This is a genomic window from Pontimicrobium sp. MEBiC06410 (assembly GCF_053601615.1).
Map to the genome: position 1 here is coordinate 34,534 of NZ_JBSHNT010000164.1, position 16,091 is coordinate 50,624.

The 16,091-nt window shown below is 31.6% G+C and carries 10 protein-coding genes; 2 read left to right on the forward strand and 8 right to left on the reverse strand.

Translation table 11 applies throughout. The annotated features are described in order from the left end of the window. Positions 1–20: 20 nt before the first annotated feature. The 8 genes from ACVC08_RS18025 to ACVC08_RS18060 all read right to left on the reverse strand — a co-directional run bounded on the left by ACVC08_RS18025 (position 21) and on the right by ACVC08_RS18060 (position 11,714). Positions 21–2,609: a hypothetical protein gene (locus ACVC08_RS18025; protein ID WP_452603101.1), complete on the reverse strand. Its 2,589-nt coding sequence runs from the start codon at positions 2,607–2,609 to the stop codon at positions 21–23. Between the two features lie 109 nt (positions 2,610–2,718). Beyond that, positions 2,719–5,229 (reverse strand): hypothetical protein, encoded by a 2,511-nt coding sequence (locus ACVC08_RS18030; protein ID WP_452603102.1) that lies wholly within the window; start codon positions 5,227–5,229, stop codon positions 2,719–2,721. Positions 5,230–5,259: 30 nt separating this feature from the next. After that, positions 5,260–7,875: a hypothetical protein gene (locus ACVC08_RS18035; protein WP_452603103.1), complete on the reverse strand. Its 2,616-nt coding sequence runs from the start codon at positions 7,873–7,875 to the stop codon at positions 5,260–5,262. 36 nt (positions 7,876–7,911) lie between these two features. After that, on the reverse strand, positions 7,912–8,973 hold the full coding sequence (locus tag ACVC08_RS18040) for a peptidoglycan-binding domain-containing protein (RefSeq protein WP_452603104.1): 1,062 nt from the start codon (positions 8,971–8,973) through the stop codon (positions 7,912–7,914). An 11-nt stretch (positions 8,974–8,984) separates the two neighbouring features. Beyond that, on the reverse strand, positions 8,985–9,650 hold the full coding sequence (locus tag ACVC08_RS18045) for a C40 family peptidase (protein WP_452603105.1): 666 nt from the start codon (positions 9,648–9,650) through the stop codon (positions 8,985–8,987). 5 nt (positions 9,651–9,655) lie between these two features. After that, positions 9,656–9,937 carry a hypothetical protein gene (locus tag ACVC08_RS18050; RefSeq protein ID WP_452599073.1) on the reverse strand — a complete coding sequence of 94 codons (282 nt, stop codon included), beginning with the start codon at positions 9,935–9,937 and terminating at the stop codon, positions 9,656–9,658. Between the two features lie 394 nt (positions 9,938–10,331). Further along, positions 10,332–11,147: a hypothetical protein gene (locus ACVC08_RS18055; protein WP_452603106.1), complete on the reverse strand. Its 816-nt coding sequence runs from the start codon at positions 11,145–11,147 to the stop codon at positions 10,332–10,334. Further along, entirely contained in the window at positions 11,148–11,714 is a 567-nt protein-coding gene (locus tag ACVC08_RS18060; RefSeq protein ID WP_452603107.1) for an RNA polymerase sigma factor, read from the reverse strand. It abuts the gene before it with no gap. 208 nt (positions 11,715–11,922) lie between these two features. Between ACVC08_RS18060 and ACVC08_RS18065 the strand changes: the two genes are divergently transcribed. Further along, positions 11,923–13,293, forward strand: coding sequence for a S8 family peptidase (locus tag ACVC08_RS18065; RefSeq protein ID WP_452603108.1), 1,371 nt, complete (start codon positions 11,923–11,925; stop codon positions 13,291–13,293). Positions 13,294–13,334: 41 nt separating this feature from the next. Beyond that, a complete protein-coding gene (locus tag ACVC08_RS18070) occupies positions 13,335–16,091 on the forward strand; it encodes a CHAT domain-containing protein (RefSeq protein WP_452603109.1) in 2,757 nt (918 codons plus the stop codon).

The window sequence follows — 16,091 nt, forward strand, 5'->3', positions numbered from 1 at the left end:
TTTTAAGTTTTTTAATGTTATTATAGTTCTGGATATACTTGTAAGCGGTTTACGCTTGTACTTTCTGGGGTTTTCCATGCTCCAGAGGGTGTTGGTGGTAATGTTATATTGGTTAATCTGTACTGGTACTTTCTGTTATCGTAGTTAGTGGATTGTAATAGTTGTTTTACAGATCTGGACATTTTTATAGTTCCTTGTGGTGTTTCTCTATTTAATTCTAGAGAGAACTCTTCTCCATCGTCTGTTTTTATATCTACTATTAACCCAACAATACCTTTATATGGCGCGCGTTGTTCTTCGGTCCAATCTTCCCAATTTTTGTATAATTGGCATACAACATCTAAGTTCCATATTTCTGGATCTCCAGAGGCATGATCTATTACAGATGCCATTATTTTTTCGGAGTCTATGTTTGCTCTAATACTATATGGTTCGCATACTAAATCGTTCCATACCATATGCTCGTCTGATAGTTGATCGATATCATTATCGTCTATAAATATGGTTTTGTTTTCGTTAGTTTCTATACTTATTGGCCAATCTTCTGCATCTATTTTTGTATTTAAATCGCTATCTACATCATAGATATGATTGTCTTTTGATGAGAGTAATGTTAACTCTACTCCTCCTACGTTTAAGGGAATGTCTGTTTTATTAAGTAAATTGAATCCACAAATAATAGAATGGTTACCGTAACTAACTGTAGAGGCTTCTATATGCAATGGAATGTTTTCTAGTTTTTTAAAGTTTAGCTCTACATTTATTGGGTTACTTCTAATTACACTTATTTCTCCATCTTTTTCTTCTTCTAAATCAAAATAGAGTTTTCCTATATTAATGCCGTTAGTTAATAGTTCTCTTTTAAAAACTTCAAAAGATTCTAGGCTATGATCGGCAGTAATTGTAAAGCCTGTAGATGGGTCTATTTTTGATATTTTCTCGGTAAATTTTTCTGAAAACAATGCATTATCACTTAAAAACCGATCTTCCAACTCAAAAGACACTTCTTTATAACCGCTTAGTATTAGGTTTTCGACATATTTAATTTTTCCTTCAGATTTTATATCTAAAGCTTTCATTAAATCTTTTTTTGCTCTTGGGTGAAAGTATGGTACTACATGAAATGTCATGTTTATACGGTACTCCATTTCTCCTGTAGCGTTTTCTTTATTGTACATGTTTATATGCACTCTAGGTTCTCCTGTGTTATGGTTTACACCTATTCTATATACTTGTGGTAAAAAGAATACTTTGTTTGGGTCGTTGGTTAGCCTATAATAGTAGGAATGTAGTACGCTTGCATTCTGCTCATCTATTTTTGCGCCTTGTTCCCACTTGTATTCTTGTGTTTCTAATTCTGCAAAAAAGCCTTGAAATATTTCTGGGTCTTTACGCTCATAAAGCATATGTACTTGTGCCTTTATATTTATTTTTTGGGGTTTAGGTGTTAGTGCTGGTTTTGCAACTGCTGCGGCTGTAACTTTAGGATTTACCATATATGGTCTTGCAACCATGTGCAACATTTGCATACGTACTGGTTTTGTACGTTTTAAATAGGTCATTCCTGGTTTTGGTCTCCCTACATAACACACGGCATCAAACCCGTAATGTTTAATGATTTTAAAGGCTTGTGTAGCTTGTGTTCTATTACTTCCGAAATCGAATAAGTATCGGTTACCTTCTACTATTTTCCATCGTTTATTAACATTTTTTACTTGTATTTTTGCTGGGTTAAAACCTAAACAGTCCTCACCTTTAAAACCGCCAACTGGCGCATTATTTCCTGATAAGAAATAATGAAAATTATCTCCTATTGAGCATTTTTTACTCATATTATAATGTCTTATAACATTAAATGCTTTTTTAACGTCTGCTACAGACCTAAAGGACATTAATCTTATATTTCCGTTATAAATATGTGTGCCTCTTACTTTAAGGTTTCGTATAGAAAAGGGATTCCCTAAACGTTTTATCCATGCATTTGGATCTACTGTTCGCCTTTGTGGTACTCTTCGAGGTGTCCTTGATCTAGCTGCTACTGGTTGTTGTGGTTTTTGCCACCATAGATTTAAATTTATGTCTAGTTTAGATAACTTATTACCTGTTACTAAAGCTTCGTAGATAGCTTCTTTATGCTCTGGTTTTATAATAGCATGTGCATATATGTGTTTTAATACATTAGTTTGCTTTATTGGTAGTATTTGCGTTATGGATAAAGGTAATGTTTCTTGTTTTCCATTAGCATCATAGACTAGTTTTAATGTTACATCTCTAAAGTCTAGAGGGATAACATTTGCTTCTTCTCTATAGGCTTCAACAATAGCATTTAAATGTAAGTTTCCATTATTGTCTTTAGAGAAACGTAACCCTTGTTGTCCTGGTATTTTTTTCCCTGAATTGTTAGATAATAACCTAAATAATGGTCTCCCATATTGTTTTCCTTTGTAGTTATATATTTTATCTGAAACTGGTGCTTCATTTAATGTGTTGGTTACTGCATTATTTACCATTAATTTTGAAAATAGTTTCATTTTTAATGGATCGACTTTTAATTTCAGCATCTTTGCTTGATGCATTTTAAATTTCGATGGGTCTATCTGGAGTGCCATAGTTATATTTTTAGCCTATGTATTGCCCACAGTATTTGAAACTACTGTGTAAATAACACAGCAATTTCAAAGACTATAAGTAATACTAATTATTGATTATTATTGTTTTTTACTCTGTATCAGATTCTGGGGAATCTGCATTTTCTTGTGGTGCTTCTAGTATTAAAATCCCTCCTTTTGTAGTTTTAGGTTTTGCGTCTATTACTTTTCCGTCACTTCCTGCGTATTTTAATTCGCATGTGTATTGATTTGCTCCTGGATGGAATGAAAAGATTTCAAAAGATTTCATGAAGTTACTCTCGTCTAATCTAATAGTTTCTTGTTTTTGGTACTTATTTGCTTTATCTTCATACTTAATAGTTGCATATACCATTCTCCATTTTGTCCAATCTAATAGGCCTGCATCTACTGTAAGACTTTGTTTGTATCGTTTTATATCTATTGGAGGAATGTCTTCACCGCTATTGGCTGTTTTTAATTCCGATTCAAAAACTAAACCGTCTGTATATTGCACAAAATAACGGTACTTAAATTCTGTTGTTGCGCCTTCACGAAGCCTCATGCTCCAATCCCATGTTTCTGATCCTTCAAACCATTTAGAGAATTCTTCTTTTATTTTGCTTGTTTCATCATTATAGATTACTTCAATTTTTGCTGTTTTTACAGATTCTGTATCCATTAAAACATCGAAAGAAGCTTTGGCTCTTCCTATTAAATTATCATCTATTATTAATGATTCTCTGGTATCGTTTTTATATTCTGTTTCGCTTTCGGTTCCGTCTGTATAAAAGTATTTTACTTTGTAACGGTACGTTTTATCATCATGTCCATACATAAAGCATTTCCATGTGTCTACTGGATTGTCTTGTTTTAATCGTATTTGTTTTTTAGAGTCTGGTTTATTTGGTTCTGCTTTGTATTCTAATTCTACGACTGCTTCTTTAATGGCTGTCCAATCTATATCTCCTGCAGATACTTGTGTTGTTATAAACCCTAATCTATCGTAAGAGATGTTTAATACTCTATCGCTAATATTATTTAATACTATTGGTGGTGGTGCATCTGCTGTTCCTTTGTATGAGATTTTGGCTTCTGCTTTATAGAAATCCATTAGTTCGCCTTTTGAATTTCTTGCCATACTGGCTCTAAATGTGAAGACTTCTTCTCCTGTTTCAAATAGGAATGATTTTGTGTTTTGACGTACTATACCAGATTTATGATCTTTTTGCTTGTAGCTTACATTAACTATAATGGAATCTATATTATCTTGTACAAAGTCTGCATTTACTTTTACTTGTACTTCTAACATTTGTACTTCTGGGCTACTTACGTCTATGTAACGCACAGCTGCTTTACGTTCGCTATCTGTAAGTTGAACAGATAATGAGCCATTTGGATATCTTAAAAAGTCGACAACTCCGTTTTTCTTAAAGTGAAAATAAATGTCTTGTATTTGAGTTTTCTTTACATCGTTTCTAAAATAGTAGTAATGGTCTTGGTTTTTAACACGTTTATCTCGTGCTGATAATTTTAAATTTGAGTTTGGTTGTATTGTTGATGCTCCTGAATCTTCTCCTTCTTCTCCTTCGGATTCTTTTTTATCTCCAATAAAAGCTGTTTCAAAAAATGATTTTACAATAGTTCCAAAAATAAGTTCCATTAAAGAGTTTCTTAAGTTTTCTTCTACTTCCTTCTTTTCTGCACTACTAGAGTCCATTCCTCCATAATCTGTAATATCTATGCTAATTACTTTTTTATCAATCATTTGCTCAACTAAAGAGTTTACCTCTGTTTTATCTACATCCACTTTATGATCGTATGTTGATGTTTTTTTAGAATACGTTACTCCAAAGAATTTTTTTGTTCGTGTTCTTTTGCCTTGTTGTACCTCTTTTTTATAGGTGTTGCGTTGTTTTTGTATGAAGTCGTAAATTTGAGTAGATCTTCCTCTTACTTTTACTTCTAAATTTGGGATATGGGCATAGCCTTTTAATTCGTACCTAACTATTGCTTGTAATGGTGTTTTTTCTGTTTTACCTTTTTTACTTTTAAAGCCTTTAGATAGTGCATCGAACATAATTTGTGAGCCTTCTACTCCAAATGTAGCATATAAGGCTGCTGAGTTTGATGCTGTTAATGATGGTTTTACTTCTGCACTTGAGCTTTTTTTGAAGGTGTCTCCTAATCCTTCTAATATTTCTAATTTTACGGCACCTTCTTTCCATGTTCCTGGATAGGTTAATATGGGTTCTATTCTTGATGGTACTGGTCTTTTGAATCGTTTATGATAGCGTGCAACAAATTTGTGATTTTTTTGATTTAAAATCTTTTTTAAATAGGTTGTTGCTATTTTATGTTCTTCTTTAGAAAGCGATAAGTCTACAGTAACTAATAACTGCCCTAATTGTGTTTCTACTAATTCTTTATTTGCACTACTTGCATAGGCTATATCGGCATTTCTAGAGAAAAAACTATAGCTCAATGCTGGTTTTCCGTCTTGATCTCTGGCAATTACTGGGGTAGATCTTAAGGCATAAAAAACATTGTTTTTTTGATGGTCTCTAAAGATTTCTACGTCTGGAAGTCCTGGAACTCCTATTTTATCTAATAATGATAGCATGATTGTATGTTTTAAATTATTTTTTTTGGATTAATTAATTGTTGTTATTGGTAGCATTAATTGTGGTGTATTTGGAGGGATTGCATAAACTTGTTCTTCTTGCGATCCATCGTTAGCAAAAATGCGTACTGTAGCATTTAATGGTACTGTTACTGGCATATCTGGAATAATTGCAACATCACTAACTTTACTTTGGTTTAAGAATAGTACAGCTGTACCTAGCATCTCTGGGTCTGTGCTATTTATTGTTATTTGTAATGCTACTATTCGCCCTGTAAATGTTGTAGGCCCTAATAGGGTTTCTACTTTTACGGTTCTAAATCCACTATTATCTAAATTTATAAAGGGCTGTTCTGTATCGTAGTTTACCCAGTTGCCTTCAAATAAACGCCCATCATTAAGTATAAATCGGCTTCTTCCTTCCCAATTTCTAGAGTCTTCTTCTTCTACTAGTACTGCAAAAGATTTACTTGATTCTTCTGGTGTTAGACTTAATGTGGTTATTTTTTCTTCATTATCTGCTGCTGTGTATTTTATATCTATTAATGCTTGTTTTACTAGGTTATTACTATTTGCTAAGTTTGGTGTTATGTTAAATATTCGCGCAAATGGCCTATCTACTACTACCTGAGAGTCTTTTATGTTTTCTTCTTCGAACACCAATTTCTCATCTTTAAAGAAAAACTCTTGTCTTAGGTAATAATCGTACTTATTTTCTTCTGGTGGCTGAATTAAGTAGCGTTTCATTTGTGTGCTGCCTTGGTTTAATATGGTTGTTCTACCATTTGAACCTTTAGATGGGGCTAGAAATACTTGTACAGATCGTATGCTGTCGTCGCTAAATTGTAATTCTCCTGCTTGAATTTCTACTGGAATTAATGGAGAATGCGTATCCATATTAATACTTAAATCTCGCCTTGTTTCATTTTCAAAGAGTTGAGATGTTATTTTAGTCTCTGGGCTTCCTATAATAGAACCTGTATTATGTATAAATTCTACTTGATAATCGTAATTAAGTGTGCCATATTGGTCTACAAAGAATTTTATTTTATCGTTTAAATTTGTTTTGTTTAATGTTAAACTGTGCTCGTGTAATCGTTTAGTTTTATCTCCTTCGTCTCCTTTATAACCGTACGAAATATGTACGACGGCTTCTCTAACATCATATTCATCAAAATCGAAACTTGCTCTTACTTCTAATTCTATTTCTTTAAACGGTCCTTCTCCTAAGGTTACCATTAGTAATTGTTTATCAGCATCGAATGCTGTTCCTGCCAATGATAAGGCTCCATTTGGATGGTATTTTATTGTTTTAGATTCTGCTTTATTAAATGTGAATTTTCTTTTTATTTGTTGAGAAATTTCTCTTCGTCTTAATCTGTATCCTACATTAACATCTATATCTAAAGCGGAGTCTGTTTCTCCTTCTTCTGTATCATCATCGTCTTCATTATCGCCATCATTACTGTCATCATCATTATCTTCATCTGGAGTTGTGACTTCATCGGAAGGTGCATCGTCGTCTTCATCTGTATTGTTTTCTTCTTCTGGATCTGTTGCTTCTTCATCTTCTGCACTTCCGCCTCCTGTTGTATCTTCTTCTGGTCTATCGTTATCAGAGTCTGTTCCATCCACTGGATCGTCTTCTGTTGTATCTTCTTCTGTTGTACCATCATCTTCATCTGTAGTATTTTCTTCTGTTGGTGGCTCTTCTTGTTCATCATCTCCTCCATCTGCATCTTCTTCTTCTCCTCTTACTCTATTTGCTATAGTTTCATTAATTCCTGCACTATAATCTTCTGAAGGTATTGCTGTAGCGTTAAAGAGCGTTGGCCCCATTAGTTTTTTTACTAACTCTATTCCTGTTGGGTCGTTACCTAAAATATTAGTTTGCGATTCTCCTTCTGCATATACTACTTGTTTGACTGTAATTGCGCCTTCGCTCATTAGCTCCCTTATCATGACATCTACATCTGCACTGGCTGCTATGTTTATATTATCGTTTTTTACTCCTGCTCTCATATTAAAAGAGTGGTTCCAGAAATCTTCTGTGGCTTTAAAATCTACTGTTATTTCTAAGTTATAGGCTTTCATTACACCCAAATAGCTTAAATCGTACACGACTGCTACTTGTGTTTGTCCTTCTTGCTTTAGTAAGTTCCACATTATCTGTGCTGGTTTATTACTTAATCGCGTAGAAAACACAGCTGTTTGTTTCATACTTAATGATGGTTTTGTAGAACCTGCTATTGTTACCTTAAAGTCTTCGGTATTGTTTTCGCTACTACCATCTGTACTAAACATGACTAATTTTACATCTCCATCCTTAAAAGGAACCATAGATAAACTAATACCGTCTCCGTATTTAGATTCTAGTTCGCTTTTAATGGCTTCAAATTTTTCATCGGAAGGTCCTAACTCTACTTGTAGGGTTAAAAAACCTCCCACTCGAGATTCATCTTTATCAAAATCTGGGTCTTCATCTTCTATTATTTCTCCATCTGTATATACTACATATTGCAATGCTTTACCGTTATCTGCTATTTTTACTTTTTCGTCTGGCAAACAGTAAAAACTATTTGGATCTGTATAGTCTTGGTATACTACACATCCTTCTATAACTTCTTGTTTTTCTATATTTAACATGATTTTACTTTTTAATTATTGATTGTATACTGTTTATTAAATTGAAACTCCTAATGCTCTAAAAGTGTTTTGTCCCGCAAACCCAAAAGCATTGCCATTACAGTTCTCTTTTTGATAACGTATTAAGGCTTCGGCTGTTCCTTTACCAAAATCTCCATCTACACGTCCAGAATAATATGGATTACCTGTTTGGCTACTACGCATTCGTTTTAACCCTGTTTGGAGTTTTTCTACTAAATGTCCTGTAGAGCCATGTCTTACTTTTATAAACGCAGGGTTAGATGTTGTTGCTTTAGATATATTGTACAGATCGCAGCTATTTAAAAGGATATACTTAAAATCGTCTTGATTTTCTGCTTTATCATCGTACACGTTTTTTATAAATTTATCCCATGCATTCCAATCTCCATTTGTATAGCCTCTTGGAATATATTGTGGCGGACAGCCTGTTACCACTTGGCAACCATAACTACTATAATAGTCTGAAATGCAAAATGATGTAGAGTAAGGATCGTTTTTAATGGCTTTTACTTTTGTTGTTTTTGGATTGTTTCTTGCACAATGGATATTATCGCCAGGATTGCCTACTGATATATCTGCTGAAGGCCCATAATTAATTACTGGTTGTCCGTTACTTATAGTATAGTTTGCTCTTCGTAACGTAATTAAGCCATTTAAGCGTAATGCTCTATGAGGTTGAAAGCCTGAGTTGTTTCTAGGGTGTTGTCCTTTTTTATAGTTGTAAAACCCTGGTTGCATACTATTAAATTGATGCTTACGCTTTCTATTACGTTGTGCATTTTTAAGGTTTGGTACTGTACTAGATAAAAACACTGCTACCTTACGTTCGGCTGGAAGCCACTGCCCTATAAGACATCTTGGATAGTAATAGTTTATATTAACACGTTGTAATAAGTGACTGGTTTTAAATTTCATGTGTTCGGAATAATCCATTAAAGACACATTTGGAGCTGCCGGAAGCGCTCCTCTAATAGCAAAAATGATCATTTCGTTTTCCCTACCTTCTATAGAAAAGCTATTGTATTCGCAGGCTCTTCTTAAAACAGCATCGGATATTGTAAAAGTTTGTACAGACATTTTATTTGGTTTTATAATTTTGATAATTGTTTAATTAATTCTGCTCTGGTTGCGCTTCCAAAAACACCATCTATTTTTAATTTTTTAGTAGATTGAAATAGTTTTAATGCTGCTTCTGTTTTTGGACCAAAATCGCCATCGGATGTTCCTGCATTAAATCCACAAAGTTTTAATGCATTTTGTAACTCGACTACATCTTTCCCATGGCTTCCTTTTTTTAAAACCGCTGTAGATAGTGTGCCTTTTTTTGCTGGTCGTAATCTTCTAAAACCTAATAACTGGCTTTTAGGGTATGCTGTTTCTCCTACTTGGTTATTTTGGTTACCACCTAATGTATATATACGGCTTTGATCTTGTGAATACCCCATAAAAACACCTACGTGTCCTTTATGCGAGTTTGGACTCTCTCTCCAAAATATTACAACATCACCTGGTTCTGGATTGACTACAGAAATTCCAACGTTTAACCATGATCTTGCATTTCCTAATCCAGAGGTTTCCATTCCTGCTTTTTTGGCTACCCAATTCATAAAAAAACTACACCAAGGTGTTTCGTCGTCATTTATATAATTAAAGCCCGATTCTTTTGCGTAATTAACAACTCTCTGGTTATGCTTACTACCTGGTATTTCTTTTGTTCCTATTTCTTTTGAGGCTATTTGAATTAAAGTATTCATAATGTCTATTGTTTTATTGTATTAGTAAAGTCTCCGTTTTCTTCTATTAGTAGTATATCGTCCTGCTGAAGTAAGATTAAAATAGAAGGTAAAAGTGCTAGTGGATACGTCATAGATATAAAGCCTCCTCTATTAATAAAGGCTGTAGTAGAATGGTCTTGAGATTGGCTTGTAGTAAATTGTATATCTCCTATTAATTGTTCTTTGTCTCCTCGCAACCTTATGTTTGCACCTGTATTAGATACTGTAATTGAATGGTTATTAATTTTTGCTGGATAACTTACCATGACTTTTATATTTTATTAGTTAATGTTCTGTTGTGCATTAAAAGACTGACTGCCAACGTCTTTCAACAAGTCAAAAGTAATTTTAAAGTAGAGGTTATTGTATAGGAAAACAGACCTTTAAGAAGTGGGTAATACGCTGTTTTTAATTTAGGTTGATTAACCTTACTGATTAAGGAAATACACTTATGTTAGAAAGGGAAAGTCTATTTTTTTTGAAGAAAACCCCGTTTGGGTTTAACAATGAAAATACTATAAAGTGATGGAGGAAAACACCTTTTATGTTTTGTATGCTTTAGTTGTTAAAGTGTCTAAAAACAAAAAAGCTATTACAGTACTGTAATAGCTTTTTTGTTTTAGTTTTTATGATTAATTATTCTGAGTCACTATATATACTTTATTTTATTTCTTCAGCTATTTTTTTAGCTTTTATGTGGTTATGGTTTTGTGTATTTGCTAAAATTATTTTTAACATTTCTTCTACTTTAGTCTTGTTTTCTTGTTTTAAATACACTAATAACTTATACCAATAGCCTCTAGAACGATCCATAGTATCTAATGCTATAAACTCATCAAATATTTTCAATGCGCTATCATAATTTCCTGTATAAAAATATGCACTACCTACTTTAAGTAATGTATAAGGATGTAACATATTCTTTGTTGATTGGTTTTTCTCGTAGTACTCAATGATAGCTCTATAGTCTTTTTCAGCAAATAATGTTTCTATTTTAAAAGATTCGTCGTGTGTGCCTTTTTCGGTTAATGAGGGTATATCCTCCCAGTCTTGATAATTATTATAATAACCTTCTAAACTATGATTAGAAAATAGAAATGGAAGTCCAATACTAACACATAATAATATTGACGCTGCAATTGCTATTGTATAGAATCGTTTGGATTTATTGGCCTTTTTATTATTAAAATAATGTTCTTCTATTTTTTTTATATGCTTGGAAGCATCTTGTATTGGTTTACTTTTTAATTCTTTCTTTATTTCTAATAACTCTACCTTGTTTTTATTTTTATCTATGGTATGCCAATCATTCTCATTAAGGGATTCTTGTAACGCTTTATATAAATTTATTTCTTCTTGTAAAGCTTTATCCTCTTGTATTAACTTTTCAAAAGCTATTTTTTCATCTATAGATAGTGTATTGTTTAAATACGCCTCTATTTGCTCTTGCATGTTGTCGTCTTGGTTGGAGTTCATTTATGCTAGTGTTTTATAACGGCTATCCGCTTTTATTAATTGTACAATTTTAGCTCTACATTTAAAAACGCGTTGTCTTACTACGTTTATAGAGTTATAGGCTAAATCACGCATAATTTCTTCATAACTCATACCATTAAAATAATTACTTAGCATTTCTTTACAGTTATCGGATAATAACTGGAATTTCTCTTGGTAAAATTCTAAATGTTTTTGTTCTAAAGTAAAGTTTGCTATACTGTCTTCTTTTTCTACTAGTGGTAAAACCCCATCTTTCATTACCCATTCTTTTTTGTTTTTTATTCTGCTGCGCCATATATTTTTACAAATAGTAAATAAATATCCTTCGAAAGCCTCTAATTTTAAAGGCGTTTTTTTATGTTTTGTTATTAAATATATTAGTGCATCATGAAAAACATCTTTAGCGTCTTCAATTTTACCATTATTACGTTGTATAAAAGCTTGTACTTTTGGATAAAACTTATCATATATTTCTAGAGTCCTTTTATAATCTCCATTTATAAGGGCTTGTAAGTACTTTTCGCTTTCCGTCATAAGTGTATTCATGTGAGTAAAATCAAAAATAATTTAATTTTTAAAAAAATTGGGTAATGTTTTTAGTTATTTAATACTTATTAGTATTAAACACTATAAGTTGTGCACAATATTTATTTTGTTAATGTAAAATGCTATCAGACCAAAAAAACTAGACCTATAACCCTACAATATTTTTAAAATGTTGTTATTAGTAATAACCCGTAAAACCTATTAAACAATGAAAAATTTAATTAAACTATTAGTTTGCTGTGCATTTATATTATTAGGATGCTCTGAAATTGAAGATGACACCATAACCAATGATACAGCATCTACACAGATACTAGAAAAAGGTTTAAAACCTAATCTGTCATACAATAATATAAACATGGCTAAATATCATAATAACGAACTTATTATTCAATACAAAAAAAATGTTAGTCCAGCTGCTATAAAGCTTTTTAGGCAATCATTTGGCATTTATTCTGCTAATTTACAAGGCACACCTCCACCAAATAAACAAGGTACCTTTAAGGTTTGTGACTTATGTTCTCCAGAAGCTATAATAGAATTATGGACCTTAGAACCTGAAGTAGATATTGAGATTGTTGCTATAGGTATATCTGGAGATGATGATACAGATTCTGAAGATTTAATTGACGCTTTTAGCTATAATCTATCATTTGTTTTAGAAAATGATACTACACCTGCATTTGGTTCTATTGAATATGCCGATTATACAGACAAAGTTGTTACTGAAAATACAGGAGTTACAATTGCTGTAATAGATTCTGGATTGAATCCAAATTTCCCGGTTTTTAATGGTCAGCCTTTTTTATACAAAGCCAATCTCCCTGGTTTTCCTTCTGTGATTTCTGGATGGGATTTTGTAAATAGTGATAATGATCCTTTTGATGATAATCTTGTTCAACATGGTAGTTTAGTAACCAGTGTACTAAAAACGAAATTAGATTTAACTGATACTGATTACCAAATTATCCCATTAAAAGCTTCTAATGATGAGGGGCGCTCTTCGTTATTTAATATCATTTGTGCTGTAAATGCTGCTGGAAATATGGGAGCCAAAGTAATAAATATAAGTTCTGGCTATTACCAATCTCCTGTATTAACTTCTCCTATTGGTGCTACTTTAACAAACGACCAAATACTTACTAATTTATTTAAACAGTTTAATAATACGCTAGTTGTTACATCTGCTGGTAATGCAAATAATAATAATGATAACGAAAAAATACACAAACCTTCATCTATAAGCGAACCTAATCTTTTAGCCATAGGTGCAGCAAGATATTATGCTAAAAATACAGATGTTAGAATCGCTAGTTTTTCTAATCATGGTATTTATTCTGTAGATTATGTAGCTAGAGGTTACAATGTATCTTTTATAGATGTTGGCAATAACCAGCATTTTATACACGGTACTTCTTTTGCTGCTCCTCAGGTTTCTGCTGTTGCTGCTACAATTTTAGATAATCATGATTATAGTTTAACTATTGCTCAACTCATGGAAAAAATATATAATTACGGGCAATATTTAACTTATTATGAGTCTGACAGGCAAGTAAAATTTCAAAAAGTAATTCCTTAATTATTGTATGATTGTATATATTTGGGGAAACCCTCAAAATAATGACTTTATATAAATATGTATTTTATAGTATTATACTATTAACTTCATTTAGTAATGCTCAAAATATTAACGATTTAATTGAACAAACCAATACAATATACAATCAAAACAAAAGCACCCCTACAGAAGGGCTTATAGTACTTGATTCTCTATTAAAGCAACAAGATACCTTAACTCCTTCTGAAGGGATTGCTAATATTTATCATAGAAAAGGGTTGTTACATGAAAGGTTAGCCAAATATAGTAAGCAAAAAAAAAATAGTATTGATGCCATAAATAATTATAAAACTGCTATAAAAATAAGGGAAGCATCAACTCCAAAAGATTTAAAAAAGATAAATAATAGCCTATATAATATCTCAAACTGCTATTCTCGTATGGGTAATAAGAGTATGAGGCGCAAAGTTTTAGAGTCTTTAAATAGAAGTTCTACAGATAAATTTGTGTATAAATCCTATAATGCATTAGCATATATACACGAAACTATTGGTGACTATTACACTGCTTTAGAATATATAAATAAAGTTATATTATCTTATGAATTTTATAAAGATCCTAAAACCCTCTATGATGCTCATAAAGCTGCTATTTATATTTATAGTGAAAAAAGTAACAATAAAGAAGATTTAATAAAAATAAACACGCATGTCCAAAGCATTGAGAACTTAGTAAAGCTTCATGATAAATTAAAGCGACCTATATATATAGATAATAGTTTAGCTAAAATTTATAAAAATATAGGCCTATATGAGACTGCTTCTAAATTCTACAATAAAGCTTTAACTGAATACCTAAAAATAAATGATTCTGCAAATGCTTCTACTTTATATCATAATTTAGGTGAATTATACTCAATTACAAAAGAGCATAGTAAAGCAAAAAAGTATTTTAATAAAGCGCTTACTATGGTTAAAGACAATTTAACAAAGTCTGGCATTTATGCAAACCAAGGAGCTTATTTAAATACTAAAAAGTCTATTGAGAGACTCCCCTATTTTGAAAAAGCAATACGGATACTTTTTAATGAGGAAACAAACTTAAGCTATACTTTTAAGTTACCAACTCTAGAAAAATTAAAATTAACATCGCATAAATCTTATGCTTTGATATATTTAACAGAATACGCTAACTACCTCGTAAAAAGTTATGAGGAAGAAAAAAACAAAACATATTTAAAAAGAGCTCAAGAAACACTTTATAAAATAGACCAATTAGTATCGTTAATGCGTTATGATAGTTCTAGTGAAAAGTCAAAGTTATTTTGGATTAACAAAGGGGTGGATTTATATATGCTTGCTGTTAAAGTTTCTTATTTGCTAGATTCTCCAAAAGATGCTTTTTATTTTATGGAAAAAAATAAATCGCTATTGCTTCTTGAAAATTTAACATCGGCAGAAGAAAAAGCAAGGTTACAAATACCCGATTCTATTTTACAACATGAGTTTAATTTAAGGTATGCTATTTTAGATATAGAAGATAAACGGCATAAATTCCCAAAAGATAATACGTTAACAAAACTATACTTAGAAAAAGAAAACAAGTATATAAATTTTTTAAACTCATTAAAAAATCAATATCCAGATTATTTTAATACTAAAAAAGAGCCTACTATTTTAAGTCTAAACGAGGCCAAAACAAAGCATACAACTGCAAATACAAACTATATAGAATATATTCTAAACGACTCTTCTGGTTATGGTCTCTTTTGCTCTCAAACAGAAACGATTCTTTTTGAAATAAAAGATGTTACTAAACTATTAAATGAACTAGAGGTTTTAAAAACACTTATAAGTCAACCTATTATTTACAAAAAAGATAATGATAGATATAATGCTGTAGCATTTTCGGTTTTTAAAACAATTTTTCCTTTTAAAAATGCTTTACATTTAATTTCTAATAAAAAATTAACTGTTATACCAGATTATAAACTTAGAGACCTTCCTTTTGAAGCGTTAATAACGGCTTCTAACAAAAATGCTTCAAATTATTTAATACAAAGCACCGAGGTTTCTTATTATCAATCTGCTTCTGTATTTAAACAAATAGAGCAAAAAAAACGTGTTGCAAAAAAAGAGTTAATTGGCTTTGCTCCTATAGTTTATACTATAGATTCTTTACCAAGTTTAATGGGTAGTGCTAAAGAAATGGAAACCATATCTAACCTTGTTCCTAGTGTAATATTATCTTATAAAGAGGCCTCAAAAAAAGCATTTATATCTGGATTAAACGACTATAATGTTATCCATGTAAATACTCATGCTGGTTTAGATGAAAATAAAGATCCATGGATAGCTTTTTCTAATGATAAAATAACATTAAAGGAGCTCTATGGCACAGAAAACCAAGCGCGTTTAGTTGTTTTAGATGCTTGTAAAACTGCTAGTGGTTTATTAGAAAAAGGAGAAGGTGTTATGAGCTTATCTCGTGGTTTTTTCTATAGTGGTGCAGAGAGTGTTATTGCTTCTCAATGGAATGTAAATGAGCAATCTAATAATGAAATTCTAGTTCATTTTTATAAAAACTTAAAAGAGGGACAAACAAAATCTAAAGCGTTACATAATGCTAAATTAAACTATATAAATACGCATCAAAACACAGAGTTATCGCCTTATTATTGGTCCTCGTTAATATTAACAGGAAATCCTGATGCTATAGAATTTACGTCCTTTAATCCTTTTGTATTAAAGGTAGTTGCTTTTATTATTATTTTACTTATTCTGCTCTTTTTTTTAATGAAGAGGTTTAGAAAGTTATAG

Bases quoted from the DNA above. Each gene is read 5' to 3' on its own strand.
- ACVC08_RS18025 (WP_452603101.1), bottom strand. From the start codon at position 2,609: ATGGCACTCCAGATAGACCCATCGAAATTTAAAATGCATCAAGCAAAG.
- ACVC08_RS18030 (WP_452603102.1), bottom strand. From the start codon at position 5,229: ATGCTATCATTATTAGATAAAATAGGAGTTCCAGGACTTCCAGACGTA.
- ACVC08_RS18035 (WP_452603103.1), bottom strand. From the start codon at position 7,875: ATGTTAAATATAGAAAAACAAGAAGTTATAGAAGGATGTGTAGTATAC.
- ACVC08_RS18040 (WP_452603104.1), bottom strand. From the start codon at position 8,973: ATGTCTGTACAAACTTTTACAATATCCGATGCTGTTTTAAGAAGAGCC.
- ACVC08_RS18045 (WP_452603105.1), bottom strand. From the start codon at position 9,650: ATGAATACTTTAATTCAAATAGCCTCAAAAGAAATAGGAACAAAAGAA.
- ACVC08_RS18050 (WP_452599073.1), bottom strand. From the start codon at position 9,937: ATGGTAAGTTATCCAGCAAAAATTAATAACCATTCAATTACAGTATCT.
- ACVC08_RS18055 (WP_452603106.1), bottom strand. From the start codon at position 11,147: ATGAACTCCAACCAAGACGACAACATGCAAGAGCAAATAGAGGCGTAT.
- ACVC08_RS18060 (WP_452603107.1), bottom strand. From the start codon at position 11,714: ATGAATACACTTATGACGGAAAGCGAAAAGTACTTACAAGCCCTTATA.
- ACVC08_RS18065 (WP_452603108.1), top strand. From the start codon at position 11,923: ATGAAAAATTTAATTAAACTATTAGTTTGCTGTGCATTTATATTATTA.
- ACVC08_RS18070 (WP_452603109.1), top strand. From the start codon at position 13,335: ATGACTTTATATAAATATGTATTTTATAGTATTATACTATTAACTTCA.